We start from the raw sequence: 17,745 nt of genomic DNA, 5'->3' as shown, positions 1-17,745 counted from the left end.
AATTCTTAATCCTATTTTTTAGACTTAATCACGACAACAAACTCAACTAGCATAATTTTAGGCACTAACGACCTACTTAATAATTTTTAATTATTTATTTTGATAACATGAGGATATAAAAATGGCTCAAGATTACGTCCGTTTAGACAAGGATAATGCTGCGGTTCTTTTAGTTGACCACCAAGCTGGTTTACTTTCTTTAGTTCGAGATATCGAACCAGATAAATTTAAAAATAACGTATTAGCGCTTGCAGATGCAGCAAAATATTTTAACTTACCGACTATTTTAACGACCAGTTTTGAAAATGGTCCAAACGGTCCTTTAGTTCCAGAATTAAAAGAACTTTTCCCAGATGCACCATTTATTCCACGCCCTGGTCAAATCAACGCTTGGGACAATGAAGACTTCGTAAAAGCAGTTAAAGCGACAGGTAAAAAACAACTGATTATTGCAGGTGTGGTCACTGAAGTTTGTGTGGCATTCCCTGCTTTATCTGCACTCGCTGAAGGCTTTGAAGTGTTTGTGATTACTGATGCTTCTGGTACTTTCAATGAATTAACCCGTGATGCTGCTTGGGACCGTATGTCAAAAGCAGGTGTTCAGCTGATGACTTGGTTCGGCATGGCATGTGAGTTACACCGTGACTGGCGTAATGACGTAGAAGGCTTAGGTGCTCTCTTCTCAAATCATATTCCTGATTACCGCAACCTGATGACCAGCTATAGCTTTAATACATCGCAAAAATAAGCTGAATTGCCAAGATTAGAGTGCTTAAGCGCTCTAATCTTAAATTTAAATGGATTGATCTGACATTGATAAGCTCTTTTGATGATTTTTATTATTTCTATTTAGTCGTAAAACACGGCGGCTTTAGTGCGGCCAGTGAAGCCGAAAATATTAGTAAGTCCAAACTCAGCCGACGCATTATTGACCTTGAAAATAAATTTAATGTTAGCCTCATTCAAAGAACAACCCGCCATTTTAAAGTGACCGATTTAGGCCAAGAGTTCTACGAAGAATGCTGCAAAGTCATTGCTCAAGTTGAATGTGCAGAAAACGTTTTGTTAAAGCAAAAAAGTGAGCCTCAAGGAGTAGTAAAAGTCAGCTGCCCACCTTTAATGATGCATTTTCAAATTAGAAAAATTTTAAATCAGTTTTTAAAAACCTATCCAAAAGTTGAGATTGCTCTTGAGCTGACCAGCCGTCGAGTAGATATTTTGCACGATGACATCGACCTCGCAATTCGAACCAATTTCGAACCCAATGAAGATTCAAATTTAATTGTTCGGGATGTAATTAAAACCGACCACTGTCTAGTGGCTTCGCCTGAATTATTACAAGGCCGTACCATTGAGCATTATTCCGAATTACAAGACTTTCCAAGTATTAGCTTAGGTACTCAAAAGCAAAATTATATTTGGCATTTATGCAATATTCGAAATGGTGAATCAGTTGATGTGCCTTATCAACCACGAATCAAAAGTAATGACTTGGCAGGTGTTTACTATGCCGTGATGGATGGTTTAGGCATTGCCGATCTTCCCTTTTTAACTGTCGAATCTGAAATTCGTAAAGGCACACTTGTGCATATTCTTCCTGACTGGAAGTCGAATATTGGCATGCTACAACTGGTTTATGTGTCTAGAAAAGGCCAACGTCTGGTGGTCGAAAAACTCATTGAAACATTGATTGAAGAACTCAGGCGTTTGCCCGAAAGCCATGAAGGGTATTTGCCGACTTAAATAAAAAAACCGGTCATGAATGGGCATGACCGGGTTTTTGTGAAACATCACATACAGCATAACTGTATGTTTTCGTTCAGAACAAAACGAACTCGCTTTATTCCTTACTCAGATAAGTCTACGCAGAGATATTTCATTTCGACATATTCTTCGATGCCGAATTTTGAACCTTCACGACCTAGACCTGACTGTTTTACGCCACCAAACGGAGCAACTTCATTTGAAATCGCGCCCGTGTTAATGCCGACCATACCGTACTCAAGTGTTTCACCCACTCGCCATTGACGAGCTGTGCTTTGAGTAAATAAATAAGCAGCTAAACCAAACTCGGTATCGTTCGCCATCGCCACTGCTTCCTCTTCAGTTTTAAAGCGGAATAGTGGTGCAAGCGGACCAAAAGTTTCTTCTTTAGACACTTTCATGTCTTGCGTTACGCCAGTTAAAACTGTTGGCTCAAAGAATGTGCCGCCTAGTGCCGAGCGTTGACCACCAATACGAACTGTCGCACCTTTCTCAGTTGCATCTGCAATATGAGACTGAACTTTTGCAATCGCATCTTCATCAATTAAAGGTCCTTGAGTTGAACCTTCTTGACGGCCATCGCCAACTTTAAGCTTAGACACAGCTTCAACCAAACGCTCTGCCAATGCATCATAAATACCGTCTTGAACATAAATACGGTTCGCACAAACACAAGTCTGACCACTGTTACGATATTTACTTGCCATAATGCCCTGAACTGCTTGTTCAAGATTGGCATCGTCAAATACCACAACTGGCGCATTACCACCGAGTTCAAGTGAAAGCTTTTTAATGGTCGGCGCACATTGTTGCATCAAGATACGGCCAACTTGAGTTGAACCTGTGAAGCTTAACTTACGAACAATATCGCTTTCGCATAGAGTTTTACCGACTTCAACTGCATCACCACTAATGTTAATTAAAACATCAGCTGGTAAGCCTGCCTGTAACGCCAATACTTCAAGTGCATAAGCGGTTAACGGCGTTTGCTCTGCCGGTTTAACCAACATTGAACAACCCGCAGCAATCGCTGGGCCTGCTTTACGCGTAATCATGGCAGCTGGGAAGTTCCACGGCGTAATGGCAGCAGTAACACCAATTGCTTGTTTAATCACGAGCAGACGTTGATTTGGCAACGTAGGTGTTAAGACTTCACCATCAATACGGCGAGCTTGCTCGGCAAACCAGCGTATGAACGATGCTGCATAACCAATTTCACCACGTGCTTCTGCCAATGGTTTACCTTGCTCAGCTGTTAAAATTTGAGCTAAATTTTCTTTGTGCTCAAGCATGAGGTTGTACCATGCCAATAACACATCAGCACGAGCCAAGGCAGTTTGCTTTTTCCAAGCAGCCTGCGCTTTTGCCGAACGGTTAATTGCAGCTTCAACCCCTGCGCGGTCATAGGTTTTTACCCATGCCAAAGTTTCGCCCGTAGCAGCATCATTTACCTCGATATAGTCATTTGATGCAGGTGCTTCTAACGCAATATCAGGATGTTTTAACAAATACTGCAAAGTATTTTGAATCATGCAGATTGCTCCGTTGCTTTTGCACTACCTGCTTTGAGTGTTGCAAAACCTTGTTTCAAAATATCAAGACCTTGACGGAATTGCTCAGCAGGAATGGTTAATGGATATAAGAAACGAATTACATTACCGTATTTACCACAAGTAAGAAGTAACAACCCGTTTTCCATTGCATAGTTTTGTACAACTTTTGCTTGTTCAGCCGTTTCAAGCTCTACTGCAACCATTGAACCTAAAGCACGAATATCAGTTACGACGTCGCCTGTTGCTTGCTGAATATCTTTAAGGGTAGCGACTAACTCAGCACCTAATTCATTTGCACGGTCGCATAAGTTTTCTTCTTCAATCGCATCGATTACCGCGTGCGCAGCTGCAACCGCAATCGGGCTACCTGCGTAAGTACCGCCTAGACCACCTGGGTTTGGTGCATCCATGACTTCTGCACGGCCTACAACACCCGAAATAGGGAAACCACCGCCCAAGCTTTTCGCCATCGTGATGAGGTCTGCTTTAGTCTCGTAATAGTTCATTGCAAACAATTTACCAGTACGCGCAAAACCAGATTGCACTTCGTCAGCCACAAGTAAAATGCCGTGCTTATCGCAAATTGCGCGTAAACGTTTTAAGAACTCAGCTGGTACCACATTGAAACCGCCTTCACCTTGTACTGGCTCAAGTACGATTGCCGCAACATCATGTGGTGCAATATCTTCACTGAAAATATCTTCAACGCTTTCGATCGCTGCATCTACTGAAATACCTTTAGCAGGTACAGGGTAACGTGCGTGGAATACACCCGCTGGCATTACACCAAAGTCACGTTTGTAAGGTGCGGTTTTACCTGTCATTGCCATCGTCATAAATGAACGACCGTGGAAACCGTTACCAAAAGTAATAATGCCGTGACGACCTGTATAAGAGCGAGCAATCTTCACCGCATTTTCAACAGCTTCTGCACCTGTAGTGAAAAAAGCTGACTTCGCAGGACCAGCAATTGGCGCACGCTCATTAATACGTTCAGCCAAAGCTACATAGCTTTCATAAGGTGTTACTTGATAGGCAGTGTGCGTAAATTTAGTAAGTTGCTCAGTTACTGCTGCAATCACTTTAGGGTGGCGATGGCCTGTGTTTAAAACTGCGATACCACCAGCAAAGTCGATAAATTGGTTGCCTTCCTTGTCCCAAAGCGTGGCATTTTCAGCTTTTTCCGCATACCACTGACACATCACGCCTACACCACGTGGAGTTGCTTGCTGTTTACGTGCGTTAAGTGCAGAATGTTGATTATCCATTTGATTCCCTCATATTTTCATCATCAGTTGCAGCTTTGGTTTCTTGCATCCTGTGCTTAATTTTCAGGGTGCTTTACAACGACTGCCTATGCATGTAATTTCGCTCGTCTGACGCCAACTGACGAGAGCCACTTTTTAACTGTAGGAGAGAGCCAATTGCGTAGTTTACTTGGAGATCATTTGCTACAACGACTCCAACAGGACACTGAAGGGAAACTACATCAACGCCTTTTCCGTTGCCTGCGTGGTGCCATTATTGATGGAGTCATCCAGCCCAAGACTCGTCTACCTGCATCACGTGACTTAGCTAGTGAAATTCATGTTTCTAGAAATACAGTGCTTACTGCCTATGAACAGCTACAAGCTGAAGGCTACTTAGAAGCCCGTACAGGTCATGGCACATGGGTTGCCGAAAAATTACCAGAGAGTTTTTTAAATACTCAAAATAAGAAAAAAGCGGTTTCAAGCCCGAAAGCTCAAAGCTCTTATGCCCTTTCGCAGCGTGGTTCTAACTTATTAGGCTATGCAGCAGCGTCGCCACACCAATGGGGAGCTTTTGTGCCGGGAGCACCCGATGTAACAGAGTTTCCACATCATATTTTTAGTCGTATTCAAGCACGCCTAAGCCGCGAACCGGACATTAACCGCCTGATTTATAGCAACGCTGGTGGCTGTATCGAGCTTCGAAGTGCTTTGGCAGATTACTTACGTGTTGCACGTTCGGTTCAGTGCGATGCAGACCAGATTATTATTACCGAAGGCATTCACCAAGCGATTGATTTGGTCTCGCGTGCACTGAGTGATATTGGTGATCGAATCTGGCTTGAAGATCCCGCTTATTGGGGAATGCGTAATACCTTACGGATTAATGGCCTCGATATTCAACCGATGCCTGTCGATGCTGAAGGTATTATTCCTGAAGAAAATCCGGCAAAGCCGCCTAAACTCATTTTTGTCACACCATCACATCAATATCCGCTGGGTTCACATTTAAGCCTAGATCGACGACGTAAACTGATTGAAATTGCACGCCAGCATAATAGCTGGATTGTAGAAGATGATTACGACAGCGAGTTCCGTTTCTCAGGTCAACCGTATCCGTCTTTACAAGGCTTAGAAAATGATGCACCTGTGCTCTACATGGGCACATTTAGTAAAACCATTTATCCATCTTTAAGAATTGGTTATTTGGTCGTACCTAAACCACTTTTTTCACCATTACGCATTGTGGCAGCCGAGCTTTATCGTGGGGGCCATTTGCTTGAACAAAAAGCCTTAGCTGAATTTATTCGTGAAGGTCATTACGAAGCGCATATTCGCCGCATGCGCCTACTCTATGGCAAACGCCGTGACTACTTGGTGAGTTTAATTCAACGTTACCTTGGCCCCGAATTTATTCATGAATATGACGAAGCCGCAGGGTTACATCTAGTTTTAAAACTACCGAACGCTTGCGATGATGTTGCGATTGCGGCGACTGCGCTTGAACGCGGTGTTAAAGTTCGACCACTGTCTCAGTACTACATGCAGTCGCATGCACATGCAGAACGTGGATTGCTCATGGGCTTCGCTTGTGTAAATGAAAAAGATATGGTGATGGCTTTTGGTGTGTTACTTCAATGCTTACGTGAAGCAGGCGTACCTACGCTAAATTAAAGATTTTTCCATATTAATAAACAAAAAGAGCCTCACAGTGAGGCTCTTTTTTATTTAAAAATTTAAACTAACTTTTCTTCATGGCTATGAGTTAAATGAGTTGCTCTACGCTCTTTACCCCAACCTAGTTTTTCAGACAGCAAACCGAAGAACACAATAATGCCGAACAATGCCGTAGTGTAAATCACTTCTTTAAAATATGTACCTTCAATCAGCATGGTAAGAATTGCACCAATAATTGCAAAGATCACCACGTAAGTTAAGTAAGGGAACATCCACATTTTAAAGTCAATTTTCACGCCTTCAGCTTCTAACTTTTTACGCATACGAAGCTGAGAATAAGCAATCGTCAGGTATACATACAGTGTTGCTGCACCTGTTGTTAGCATGAAAAAGTCATACACATCCATACTCTTGGTTGCAGTTAAAACCACAGCAATTACAGAGAAGAAGCATGACACAATCACGCCCACCCACGGACTACTTTTACTGTTTACAGAGCCAAAGCTTTTCGGTGCATCACCACGTTTAGATAATGAGAACAACATACGTGAACACGTATAAAGCGCTGAGTTAAAGCAGCTACATACCGAGGTTAGAACCACAAAGTTTACGATATGGCGCGCACCCGGAATACCAAGCGCAGACAACGTAACGCTATAAGTTCCCCAAGTCGAATCTTTCAAAAGTTCATTGTTGTGAGGAATTAAACATACCGCCACAAACATTGAACCGACGTAGAATAAAATAATTCGCCAAACCACTGAGTTCGAAGCCTTACGAATTTCTTTAGATGGGTTTGCAGACTCTGCCGCTGCTACAGTCACAATTTCAGCGCCAATATAGGCAAACATGACCCCAAGTAAGGCGGTAATAACGGATGAACCGCCATTAGGCATAAAGCCTTGAGAGGTTAAATTACTGATACCAGATGCAGCTGGATTACCCCAAGGCCACAAATGCATGATGGCTAAGCTACCAATCACCAAGAAGATCACAATCGCAATCACTTTGATGAGAGCGAACCAGAACTCGAATTCACCATAGTTCTTTACGTTCTGCAAATTGACTGCAACCAGTGCACCAATGACGACAGTCATATAGACCCAGATCGGTATAAACGGGAACCAGTTATTTAAAATTTTACCTGCCACATAAGCTTCCCACCCCATGAGCATTGCCAGCGTACACCAGTACAACCACCCAATTGAGAAACCTGCCCAACGACCGATTGCGCGGTCCGCATAAGTTGAAAAAGAGCCACTGTCGGGGTTTAAAACGGCCATCTCGCCTAGCATACGCATGATGAACCAAACGAGTAGTCCACCTAAAGCATAGGTTAAGAAAACCACAGGACCTGTGTTGTAGATGATACTGCCTGAGCCAACAAAGAGAGAGCCACCAATAACCCCTGCTATCGAGATCATGGTTAGATGGCGTGATTTGAGTCCATGTTTTAAACTTTGGGAGTGATTGGCTTCAGAACCATTTTGATGAGCTGCCATATCATTTTCCTTAATATATGGAGGATATCGGCTAGACTCGGAAATCCTCCGAAGCCAAAAAATATCCCCTAAAAATTTAGCCGTTTTGCTCAATTCCTAAAACAGAAAATTCACTGAGCTTATCCGGCGCTTCCGTATGCATACTTCCAATGGCTTTAATTTGTCGTTTCGGCACTCAAGAAACGAGAGCCATTTTTGTAATAAAAGAGAGAGCCAATTGCAAAATTTATACGCAAAATTGGCCCTTTTTATATTGGATGAGGGTAAGTAATTTTTAGTTTTTATTTTAATGAGCTTGAAATTCTTTAGTTTTGTTCAGAAATTAATAACGCCTTTGTTCCTGTTTCCAAGGCTCTAAATATATGCTTTTGATCGGCTGGATAACAAATATAGTCTCCGACGCCAAGCTCAACTGCCTCATCAATTAAACCCACTAAAGCTTTGCCTTCGACCACAATAATATGTTCTACAGAACCAACTGGATGCGGCTCTGACAGTCGGTCTTCACCCGGCTCCACAATCAATAAATATACATCACGGCGCGCATGCGGTGGACAAGTCGCCAACAAAATTGCTTTGTAATTGGCAATCTCAGAACTCACTGTTGGCCCATCGCCACAGCGAATCACTTGTACCTGATTACTTGGTTCTTCCATCAAGCGTGCAAATGGAATATTCAGTGCAACACAAAGTGCCCATAAAGTTTCAATACTAGGATTACCTTGCCCTGCCTCTAATTGTGACAGTGTAGATTTAGCGACACCTGCACGACGAGCAACCTCTGCCAATGAAAGCCCTGCTCTTTGGCGTTCACGCGTTAAACCTTTGGCAATAATTTCAATTGGCTGAGACATTCACCGCACCCGTTCTATAAAAAAAACGATCGTTCGTTTTGACAAAACAATCAGACTTATTCATTATAATGGAAAATCGTTCGCTATATCATACTATGTCCACATACGCTCTCATTAAGAAACTTAGTAAAGACACCACTCGCTCGATTTTCTTTGTCTGTCTAGCAACCAGTGTTGTCGGTATGTCTTTAGGTTCACTCGCTGCAAGCTATGGCTTAGCACTCTGGATTCCGCTTTGCCTATCTGTCTTTGTGCTTGCAGGAACTGCTGAATTTATTTTTATTGGATTCTTGGCTGTAGGTGGTAGCCCAATTGCGGCTGCGATTGCAGGACTACTCGTCAATTTAAGGCATCTGCCTTTTGGTATTGCGGTCAATGAACTAATCCGAGGTAAATTCTCTCGATATTTCGGGGCTCATATCATGAACGATGAGAGCGTTTTGTTTGGTATGGCACAGCCTGATTTTGAAACAAAAAAGGCTGCTTACTGGCTATGTGGTATATGCATTATGCTGACTTGGCCACTTGGTGTAACGGCGGGTTATTTCATTGGAAGTGCTATTCCAGACCCGAAAACATTTGGCTTAGATGCAATTTTCCCTGCCATTTTAATTGCACTGACTTTTAATGCTTTAAAGAATAAATCTACACGAAAAGCTGCATTTGCAGGGTCAACTTTAGCGCTGATGACTACACCTTTTTTGGCCTCAGGACTTCCAATTCTGATTTCGCTTTTTGGCTTGATATGGGGTAGAAGGAAATGAGTCAACAGTTACTTATTATTGTAGGAATAGCTCTACTTGCACTTGGAACGTACAGTATTCGTTTTGCTGGCTTTCACTTAGGTGCCAAGTTTTCGTTTTCTGAAAAATACCAAGTTTTACTCTCAAATGGCGCAACCGTTTTGCTCTGTGCCATTGCGGTGACCACTACATTTTTTGAAGGCCAACATTTCGCAGGTTTTGCGCGTATATTTGGTGTTGGCTTAGCACTGTTCTTGGTTTGGAAAAAAGTACCGCTGTTATTGGTGATTTGTTTGGCTGCTGTTGGCACGGCAGTTCTACGTTTGCTGGGAATTGAATAATAAAAAAGGCGAGATAAACTCGCCTTTTTTGAAACTTTGATTAGAATGGTAAATCATCGTCTAAATCAGCTGGTGCAGACGCTGGTTGTTGCGGCGCTTTAGGAGCAAATCCACCACCTTGCGGGCTGTTGCCACCATTACCGAAACCACCTTGGCCACCATAACCACCGCCATTGTTTTGACCGTAGCCGCCACCTTGGTTGTTATTATTTTGATAACCACCACCTTGTTGAGGTGCGTTAAAACGTGGTTGATTAAAATCATTACCGCCAGCGAAACCTTGTTCACCTTGTTGACGAGCATCTAACATTTGCATCTGGTCGCCACGGATTTCTGTCGTATAACGCTCTTGGCCATTTTGATCTGTCCATTGACGTGTACGTAATGAACCTTCAATGTAAACCTTAGAACCTTTACGTAAAAACTGCTGAGCAATTTCCCCTAAACGGTTATGCAAAACAATACGGTGCCATTCTGTTTGTTCTTTACGTTCACCTGTATTTTTATCAGTCCAAGATTCACTTGTCGCGATCGAAAATTGGGTCAACGAACCCCCATTTGGAAAAGTTTTTGTTTCAGGATCACGACCCAAAGTACCAACCAAAATAACCTTATTTACACCACGCATTAGCTGTCTTCATCCTATAATTTCTATGTTTTACTTTATAAGAGTTATGCTTAAATGGCTACCTCTTTACCAAACAACTGCGTTAAATCACGTCGTGCAGCATCATCAAGAGTCTGTTTATCGACTTTAATATAAGCAACCTGCTGGTCAGGCATCACCACAACTTCTTCAATACCACGAATTGCCAATAGCTGTGTGGTCCACTCATTCACCTGTTGCACTTGCGGTAATGGCAACACAATAGATGACAGATACCGCGGCTGAGCTAAACCAAAACTAATTAGCAGCCATATTATAGCAATCCCTGCTAAGACACTCCATCCAATCGCAGTATTATGTAACATCAATAATTGACCACCTAGCGTGCCACCAAAAAAAGCACCTAAGAACTGGCTACTGGCATTTACACCCATAGCGGTAGCTTTCGACTGAATTGGAGCAGACTTTGACAACCAAGAAGGCAATAAAGCTTCCATTACATTAAAGGCAATAAAGAAAATACCTAAGCCTGCGAGCAAGACATATTTAGACTGATAACCAAATATGAGAAGCAGCAACCCCACAATAATGCCTGTAATTGCCGTTAAGAAAATGCCTCGCATTTTGCGGTATTTTTCAGCCACGATAATGCTCGGAAATGCAAAAAATAAACTAATCACCAACAGTGGCAAATACACCAAGCCGTGGCTAGCCAGAGGGATATGCGCAAACTCGATCAGCTGTGAAGGCACATAAATAAACATGGCTGTCAGCAATAAATGCAATGCAAAAACCGAAACGTGTAAACGGTTTAAATCACCCATTTGAATGACTTGCTTAAGCTGCGCCATATAGCCTTGCTGATAATTACGATGATGGCGGGTCACTTTAGGTACAAGCAATAGCATCGAAATCGCGATTAAGCCCATAATTGTGGTCACAAAGAATAGACCAGAAATACCGACAAGACTTGTGAGCCAAGGCCCAAGGCTAAACGCGACAACAAAAGATAAACCAATACTCATGCCCATAGCAGCCATGGCTTTAGTACGCTGCTCTTCACGCGTCACATCAGCTAAAAGTGCCATGACCACTGCCGAAACCGCACCAGCGCCAGCGATGGCACGGCCAATAATGACGCCATAAATCGTGTCAGATAAACCCGCAATTGCACCACCAATAGCAAAAAGCAATAAGCCAAAGACTACAAGCGGTTTACGGCTAAAACGGTCAGCCAGCAAGCTAAATGGAATTTGTAAAATCGCCTGACTTAGACCATATACACCTACGGCCAAACCAATAAGTGCCGGAGTCGCATATTGATATGACTGCCCGACTACAGAGAAGACAGGAATAATCATGAACAAACCCAACATGCGTAGCGCAAAAATACTACTTAAAGCAAAAGTTGAGCGGCGTTCCAAAGCATTCATCATATCAATACACGTTATCAAACTAGGCAAATTATAAGCCGATTCGTTTCTAAAAATACGGGAGAGATGATTTAAAATAACGATTTCGGCTTAAAAAAATAAAGAGGCATTTAGCCTCTTTATAATATCGAACTTTACTGAAAATTAGCTTAAGGCGACTCTTGCTCGCGCTTGGTATATTGAATTGAAGCAATGACAGCCCACACAATAAACGCTACACCAATTAACCCTGTGACCACTTCAGGTACATGCACACCCGTACCGCTTGCAATCATAATGAATGCTAAAGCACCAATTGCATAATGTGCACCATGTTCCAAGAACACGTAAGCATCTAGCGTACCTTTTTCAACAAGATAAACAGTCATTGAACGAACAAAAATAGCACCAATCGCAAGACCCAGCATAATCACAACAACATCGCTGGTAATTGCAAATGCACCAATCACACCGTCAAAACTAAATGATGCATCTAATACTTCAAGATATAAGAAACCGCCTAAACCAGCTTTAACCACACCAGACGCAGCACCCGAGCCATCTTGTAATACAGCATTACCATTTTCATCAATTTCAGGCTCACCACCTAGCAAGTGACTTAATACTTCAACGCCAATATAAACCACAATGCCCCAAATACCGGCCATGGTCACGGCTAAACGTTGATGATCATCTACATACCCTGCCATCACAATTAAAGCGATTAAAGCAAGGAATACTGACATTGCTGGTACGCTAGCCAAACTCGTAAGTTTAGATTCAAGCCATCTAAACCAATGCGTTTCTTTTCCGTCATCGAAGAAGAAGTTTAGGAAAACCAACAACAGGAATGTTCCACCAAAAGCTGAAATTTCAGCGTGGTGCGCCATTAAGCGCTCAGAATAAGTTTTCGGATCATTGAGTGCCAGTTTTGCAACTTCAATTACCCCCATATCTGCGGTTACAGCAACAATCACAACAGGGAAAATCAAACGCATACCAAAAACGGCGATTAAAATACCCACCGTTAAAAAGATCATTTTCCAGAACGGATCCCAATTACGCAAAACCGATGCATTCACGACAGCATTGTCAAAAGATAAAGAAACCTCCATTACAGCTAAAATTGCGGTAATGGTTAAAGCTTTAAGCATGGTAGACACGCCAGCTTCAGGCCCATGGGTAAAACCCCAATACGCGGATAGTGCTAAACACACCACCGTAAAAAATATCGAAAATCGGAAATGCTTCATGGATCAGACCTATACCAAGAACTAAATTTAATCTTTCTTAAAACCGCGGTTATTATATCGATAATTAATCACAAAACGATGTTGTTTTGTGCCGTTATTCTCTTTACTTTATCCCTCTGTTTAATAAAGAAATTTATAATTTTCAATTAACTGGTTAATCGTATTAAATATTTTCTTTCGATATATCTATTATTATTATTTTTGTATTTTAAAATTGATTTAAAATCTGGTTCAGCTGTCTTATTTTAAATGGAATGAATTTATGCTTTTTTCTCAAGAACTCTGGCAACGTAATTTAAATTTATATCAAAAAATTCTCGACCTGCCTTTTAATCAGGAACTTGCTAGCGGTACTTTAGATAAAGAAGCATTTTGTCATTATGTTATTCAAGATGCTCAATATTTAGTGGCGTATGGGCGTGTACTTGCTGTTGCAGCAGCTAAAGCATTTGATGCTGACGATATTATGCAGTTCTCTGATGCCGCAAAAATTGCAATTGTGGTTGAACGTAGCTTACATGATGACTTCATGAAAAACTTTGGCGTAAGCAAAGAAGAATTTCAAAATACACCATTAACCTTGGCAGGCCATCATTATACTTCATTTTTAACCGCAACGGCTTGGTCAGAAAGCTACCCTATTGTACTCGCTGCCCTTTTACCTTGCTTCTGGATTTATGCCGAAGTTGGTAAAGATATTGTAAGCAAATCAGTTGCTAATAATCCTTACCAAGCATGGGTTGATACCTATGCTGGCGAAGAGTTCCATACGGCTGTTCGTAATGTGATTGCAACCGTAGATAAAGTCGCAGCACGTTGTGATGCAGACACACTAGAAAAAATGCATGCAGCCTATACGATGGGTGCAAAACTTGAGTGGTTATTTTGGGATAGTGCTTACCATCAAAGACAATGGTTAGGTTTAGACCATATTTAAAACTTTAAAAGAATCGATCAGTTTGTTCATACCTGATCGATTCTTAATAAAATGCGAGATAAGTATGTATATCGGCGAATTAGCATCTTTAACTGGAGCCACTCCTAAAGCCATTCGACATTATGAAAAATTAGGCTTACTACCAGTCGCAAAAAGAAAAGGCAATTATCGTATTTATGAAGAGATTGATGTCAAATCAGTTAAGATGATTCGCCTTGCACAAGCAGTAGGATTTAGCCTTTCTGAGCTTTATGAATTGTCAGCTTTAAAATATAAAAATAATCGCTTTCCGGTAGAAATTGCGCAGCAGCTTATTCAAAAAAAGAATCAACAAATTATTGAACAAAAAGAAGCATTAAATCGTTTGCAAGTAGATTTAAAACAACTGGAAGATGAGATTATTGAAACTTATATTACCAGTAAAATTTCTGCTTAAAATGATGCATAAAAATGTAAAAATAGCTTTTGAATTTAGCGCTTGACTCTGTCCTTAGGGACAAGGTTTATCGTAAGAACTTCATGTATTACGGATAAATAAAATGAGCGCTCATCTTTCTACATTTAAAAATTCAACAGCATTAATTACAGGCGCATCTTCAGGAATAGGTAAAGCGTATGCTAAAAAAATTGCATCTTTAGGAATCCACCTGATTTTAACGGCACGCTCCGAACAAAAACTAAATGATTTAGCCGATGAACTGAGAAAAAAATATAGCGTAAATGTTGAGGTGATCGTTTTAGATTTAGCTCAACCCAATTCAGCTCAGACCTTATTTAATGAAGTGCAGGCGAGAAAATTATCGGTAGAAATTTTAATTAACAACGCAGGGTTTGGTAAATGGACCAAGTTCCTTGATCAATCGCTTTCTACCTATCAAGAAATGATTACACTTAACATCAGCAGCGTAACGTCTTTATGTTATCTGTTTTTGCCACATATGCTTTCGAACAAAAAAGGCATCATGATTAATATTTCATCGACAGGTGCCTTTCAACCTCTCCCTTATATTGCTGTTTATGGCGCAACTAAATCTTATGTTTTGCAGTTTACTGAAGCACTTGCAGGGGAATATGGCACTTCGGGTGTTAAGTTTATCGCTGTTTGCCCAGGCAATACCGAAACCAATTTTACTCAGGTCGCAAATGCCGATACCAGTGGAATGAAAAGCTCTACGGTAGATGATGTTGTCTCTGCCACAGTTCGAGCATTAGATAAAAATAAAGCGACGGTTGTAGTGGGGTGTAGCAATTATTTAACGTCTCAATTGCCACGAATTCTTTCCCGCAAAAAAATGATTAATTTAGTTGAAGGCATGCTCAGAACGCGTGTTCTTGAGCAGTCATAAAAAATACTTCAATTTAAAAGATTAAGGGGTTTCTCTTAATCTTTTAATGCTGAAACAACTGCCACCCATAAATTAAACCTGCCGCAGCGACCACCCAACATAAGGTTGCCAAGCCCAGACACGACCACATCGACACGCGTGTTGCCAGCATGTAAACCGCAACTAAATAAATGGCATAAGGAATAAGTGACCATAGACCAAACAGAGCCGTTTTTTGTAATGCTTCGGCTCCTTTTTGCTGAAAAACAATCACATGAGCAATCAAAGCAAAGGTAGGAAAAAGTGGGACTAAACCTGCAATATAAAATGCCTTACTTTTCGATAAAATCGAAATAATGAGGACAACCCCAGCCCCCAACATACATTTTAAAAATAACGCCCACATGTGCCGATCCTACCTGATCATTTCCATAACAAAACGCTGTATTGTGCGCTTTTTAAAGAAAATTAACAGCGACTAAAGCAATCAAAGCTGGAACTGCCTGAATGTAAATAATCTTTTTACTGGCAGTTAGACCACCATAAATACCTGCAATGAGTACACAACCTAAAAAGAAGTTGGCAATTGATGTGGCAAACGGTGCATCAGCCAATAAAGACCAAAATAAACCCGCAGCTAAAAAGCCATTATAAAGACCTTGGTTTTGTGCCATCACTTTGGTGAGCTTTGCTTTTTCAACATTATTTCCAAAGGCTTTCATGCCATAAGGTTTGTCCCACAAAAACATTTCTAACACTAAAATATAGACATGCAATAGTGCGATAAGCGCAATCAATATTTGTCCGATCATATAGTTTTCCTTTTTATTTTAAAGATATGAAAAAAGATCAGTCTCTCGACTGATCTTTTAGTGTTTTACGGTTTTAACAATACTTTGCCTTGTCGAGCACCTTGCGTTGCTCTTTGGGCAGCTGTTTTAATCTCATCAAAACTAAACACACCTTCTACAGGCAAGATTAATTTTTTCTGAGTCGCTAACGTTAATAACTCAACAATCAGTTCCTTTTTACGTTCTGCTGGCATTTCTTTATTGACCACACTCGCCCAGAACCCTTTTACTGTCGCTTGTTTGAAAATCAAATCGCCAGATGAAATCTGCATGGTTTCACCAGTCATACTGCCAAACGAAACCAATAGACTATTTTCACTGAGTAAATTCAGCATTTCACCACTTGCGCTGCCACCAATCGAGTCTACACCAGCAATCAGCGGTTGGTCACCGTGAAGTTGCTTAACCTGCTCTTTCCAGTTAGGTTGATCAGTCGCAACAACATGTTGAATACCTAATGCTTGCATCTCGGCAATTGCATCGGTACGACGAACCAGATTAATCACTGGTAAACCACGTGCCTGAGCAATCATGGCAACTGTTTTACCGACTGCACCATTTGCTGTGTTTTGAATCAACCATTGACCCGGTTGAACATTTACAAAGTCTAAAAGCATAAGCGCACTAATTGGCATACCAATCAGCTGCGCTGCTGTTTCATCGTCAATTTCATTATTTAAAGGAATAAGGCCTTGAGCTGGTGCAATAAAGTATTCAGCCCAACTTCCATGTACAGCCGCAACTGCAATACGCTGCCCTATTTGTACATGAGTAACGCCTTCACCTAAGGCATCTACAATACCAACGCCTTCACTACCACCAATCGCAGGTAGGGTTGGCTTATAACCATAGCTTCCGCGTACCGTCCATACATCATGATTATGAATTGGAGACATGATGGTTTTAATACGCACTTCGCCTGCTTTCGGTTCTGGCTTTGGCATATCCGCCTGCTCTAAAACGTCTACAGGTTCGCCAAAATTACGATGGATAATACTTCGCATGCTTTATTCCTCTATCGGTTTTAAGAGTTGTTGGGTGGTTTCTAAGGCTAGGTGTAAATGTGCTTTGTCTTGCGACAATTTTGTGAGTAAAGCAGCACCTAACAATAACTGATACATGACTTGCGCAGTTTTTAAAGGCTCAATGTGTTTTGGAATTGACCCTTCTTGTTGCCCATCTTTGAGTAGCAAAGCCAAACGTTGCGTTAGTTTGTGCACACCGTCATTCAAAATTTGGCGCATATCTTCTGATAAGTCAGAAACCTCTGCTGCCAGTTTCACAATTAGACAATTTTCAGCCCAACTACCGTTTACCGGATCATCAATCCATGCCTGCCATAACGCCATTAACCGCGCATGAGCACTTTGCTCACTGTGCTGCCAAAGTTGTTCTACTCTAACTTTATAGTCAGCCATGTATTGCTCGAGCAACGCACAGCCGAATGCCTCTTTCGAAGCAAAGTAGTGATAGAACGAACCTTTGGGTACGTCACAAGCCTTTAAGATTTCTTGCAAACCAACACCGACAAAACCTTTACGTAGTACCAGCTCAAAACTGGTATCTAAAATGTGTTGTCGCGTGCTTTCGCTTTTGTTTAATCGTTTCATGAACACATCATAGACAACTATTAGACCAGTCGTCTAGTAAAATTATGTAGCTTGTAAAAATATGCG

At 41.4% G+C, this 17,745-nt stretch carries 19 protein-coding genes; 8 read left to right on the top strand and 11 right to left on the bottom strand.

Annotated elements, in window-relative coordinates:
• Positions 1 to 121 precede the first annotated feature (121 nt).
• Both ycaC and ABFY81_RS11100 read left to right on the top strand, forming a co-directional pair.
• On the top strand, positions 122 to 748 hold the full coding sequence (gene ycaC, locus ABFY81_RS11105; RefSeq protein WP_347913782.1) for an isochorismate family cysteine hydrolase YcaC: 627 nt from the start codon (positions 122 to 124) through the stop codon (positions 746 to 748).
• Positions 749 to 768: 20 nt separating this feature from the next.
• The gene (locus tag ABFY81_RS11100; protein ID WP_288420888.1) at positions 769 to 1,743 is read left to right on the top strand and encodes a LysR substrate-binding domain-containing protein; all 975 of its coding nucleotides are present in this window, start codon (positions 769 to 771) and stop codon (positions 1,741 to 1,743) included.
• Between the two features lie 104 nt (positions 1,744 to 1,847).
• Here ABFY81_RS11100 and ABFY81_RS11095 read toward each other — a convergent pair whose 3' ends face one another.
• Both ABFY81_RS11095 and gabT read right to left on the bottom strand, forming a co-directional pair.
• Positions 1,848 to 3,296, bottom strand: coding sequence for an NAD-dependent succinate-semialdehyde dehydrogenase (locus tag ABFY81_RS11095; RefSeq protein ID WP_347913781.1), 1,449 nt, complete (start codon positions 3,294 to 3,296; stop codon positions 1,848 to 1,850).
• Positions 3,293 to 4,585 (bottom strand): 4-aminobutyrate--2-oxoglutarate transaminase, encoded by a 1,293-nt coding sequence (gene gabT, locus ABFY81_RS11090; RefSeq protein WP_068935230.1) that lies wholly within the window; start codon positions 4,583 to 4,585, stop codon positions 3,293 to 3,295. Before gabT ends, ABFY81_RS11095 begins: the two co-directional genes overlap by 4 nt.
• A 156-nt stretch (positions 4,586 to 4,741) precedes the next feature.
• Here gabT and ABFY81_RS11085 point away from each other — a divergent pair, with 156 nt between their 5' ends.
• Entirely contained in the window at positions 4,742 to 6,241 is a 1,500-nt protein-coding gene (locus ABFY81_RS11085; protein WP_347913780.1) for a PLP-dependent aminotransferase family protein, read from the top strand.
• Between the two features lie 62 nt (positions 6,242 to 6,303).
• On the opposite strand, the gene ABFY81_RS11080 is transcribed toward ABFY81_RS11085, so the two are convergent.
• Positions 6,304 to 7,746 carry an amino acid permease gene (locus tag ABFY81_RS11080; protein ID WP_068935232.1) on the bottom strand — a complete coding sequence of 481 codons (1,443 nt, stop codon included), beginning with the start codon at positions 7,744 to 7,746 and terminating at the stop codon, positions 6,304 to 6,306.
• A 305-nt stretch (positions 7,747 to 8,051) separates the two neighbouring features.
• Positions 8,052 to 8,600, bottom strand: coding sequence for an XRE family transcriptional regulator (locus tag ABFY81_RS11075; protein WP_002117406.1), 549 nt, complete (start codon positions 8,598 to 8,600; stop codon positions 8,052 to 8,054).
• A gap of 68 nt (positions 8,601 to 8,668) precedes the next feature.
• Here ABFY81_RS11075 and ABFY81_RS11070 point away from each other — a divergent pair, with 68 nt between their 5' ends.
• Both ABFY81_RS11070 and ABFY81_RS11065 read left to right on the top strand, forming a co-directional pair.
• A complete protein-coding gene (locus ABFY81_RS11070; RefSeq protein ID WP_151682839.1) occupies positions 8,669 to 9,364 on the top strand; it encodes an AzlC family ABC transporter permease in 696 nt (231 codons plus the stop codon).
• Positions 9,361 to 9,684 carry an AzlD domain-containing protein gene (locus tag ABFY81_RS11065; RefSeq protein ID WP_151792172.1) on the top strand — a complete coding sequence of 108 codons (324 nt, stop codon included), beginning with the start codon at positions 9,361 to 9,363 and terminating at the stop codon, positions 9,682 to 9,684. The genes ABFY81_RS11070 and ABFY81_RS11065 overlap by 4 nt, the downstream gene beginning before the upstream one ends.
• Before the next feature lie 40 nt (positions 9,685 to 9,724).
• Here the strand turns inward: ABFY81_RS11065 and ssb are convergent, their stop codons facing one another.
• The 3 genes from ssb to ABFY81_RS11050 all read right to left on the bottom strand — a co-directional run bounded on the left by ssb (position 9,725) and on the right by ABFY81_RS11050 (position 12,956).
• On the bottom strand, positions 9,725 to 10,312 hold the full coding sequence (gene ssb, locus ABFY81_RS11060) for a single-stranded DNA-binding protein (protein WP_004705007.1): 588 nt from the start codon (positions 10,310 to 10,312) through the stop codon (positions 9,725 to 9,727).
• A 50-nt stretch (positions 10,313 to 10,362) separates the two neighbouring features.
• The gene (locus ABFY81_RS11055) at positions 10,363 to 11,727 is read right to left on the bottom strand and encodes an MFS transporter (RefSeq protein ID WP_216984416.1); all 1,365 of its coding nucleotides are present in this window, start codon (positions 11,725 to 11,727) and stop codon (positions 10,363 to 10,365) included.
• A gap of 146 nt (positions 11,728 to 11,873) precedes the next feature.
• Complete coding sequence (locus ABFY81_RS11050) at positions 11,874 to 12,956, bottom strand: DUF475 domain-containing protein (protein WP_004705003.1); 1,083 nt, start codon at positions 12,954 to 12,956, stop codon at positions 11,874 to 11,876.
• Between the two features lie 262 nt (positions 12,957 to 13,218).
• Here ABFY81_RS11050 and tenA point away from each other — a divergent pair, with 262 nt between their 5' ends.
• The 3 genes from tenA (at position 13,219) to ABFY81_RS11035 (ending at position 15,239) form a co-directional block, all read left to right on the top strand.
• On the top strand, positions 13,219 to 13,893 hold the full coding sequence (gene tenA, locus ABFY81_RS11045) for a thiaminase II (RefSeq protein ID WP_151761294.1): 675 nt from the start codon (positions 13,219 to 13,221) through the stop codon (positions 13,891 to 13,893).
• Between the two features lie 64 nt (positions 13,894 to 13,957).
• Positions 13,958 to 14,329 carry a MerR family transcriptional regulator gene (locus ABFY81_RS11040; RefSeq protein ID WP_019458498.1) on the top strand — a complete coding sequence of 124 codons (372 nt, stop codon included), beginning with the start codon at positions 13,958 to 13,960 and terminating at the stop codon, positions 14,327 to 14,329.
• Between the two features lie 103 nt (positions 14,330 to 14,432).
• Complete coding sequence (locus ABFY81_RS11035) at positions 14,433 to 15,239, top strand: SDR family oxidoreductase (protein ID WP_100290573.1); 807 nt, start codon at positions 14,433 to 14,435, stop codon at positions 15,237 to 15,239.
• Between the two features lie 43 nt (positions 15,240 to 15,282).
• Here ABFY81_RS11035 and ABFY81_RS11030 read toward each other — a convergent pair whose 3' ends face one another.
• The 4 genes from ABFY81_RS11030 to ABFY81_RS11015 all read right to left on the bottom strand — a co-directional run bounded on the left by ABFY81_RS11030 (position 15,283) and on the right by ABFY81_RS11015 (position 17,679).
• Positions 15,283 to 15,624: a GlpM family protein gene (locus tag ABFY81_RS11030; protein ID WP_148356559.1), complete on the bottom strand. Its 342-nt coding sequence runs from the start codon at positions 15,622 to 15,624 to the stop codon at positions 15,283 to 15,285.
• Between the two features lie 52 nt (positions 15,625 to 15,676).
• On the bottom strand, positions 15,677 to 16,030 hold the full coding sequence (locus ABFY81_RS11025) for a DUF1304 domain-containing protein (protein WP_347913779.1): 354 nt from the start codon (positions 16,028 to 16,030) through the stop codon (positions 15,677 to 15,679).
• A gap of 65 nt (positions 16,031 to 16,095) precedes the next feature.
• On the bottom strand, positions 16,096 to 17,073 hold the full coding sequence (locus tag ABFY81_RS11020) for a zinc-binding dehydrogenase (protein WP_174723248.1): 978 nt from the start codon (positions 17,071 to 17,073) through the stop codon (positions 16,096 to 16,098).
• Positions 17,074 to 17,076: 3 nt separating this feature from the next.
• Complete coding sequence (locus tag ABFY81_RS11015) at positions 17,077 to 17,679, bottom strand: TetR/AcrR family transcriptional regulator (protein WP_347913778.1); 603 nt, start codon at positions 17,677 to 17,679, stop codon at positions 17,077 to 17,079.
• Positions 17,680 to 17,745 lie beyond the last annotated feature (66 nt).

The organism is Acinetobacter sp. WA-87, from assembly GCF_039938935.1.
Taxonomy (GTDB): domain Bacteria; phylum Pseudomonadota; class Gammaproteobacteria; order Pseudomonadales; family Moraxellaceae; genus Acinetobacter; species Acinetobacter seifertii.
This window is presented reverse-complemented; position numbering and strand designations above follow the sequence as displayed.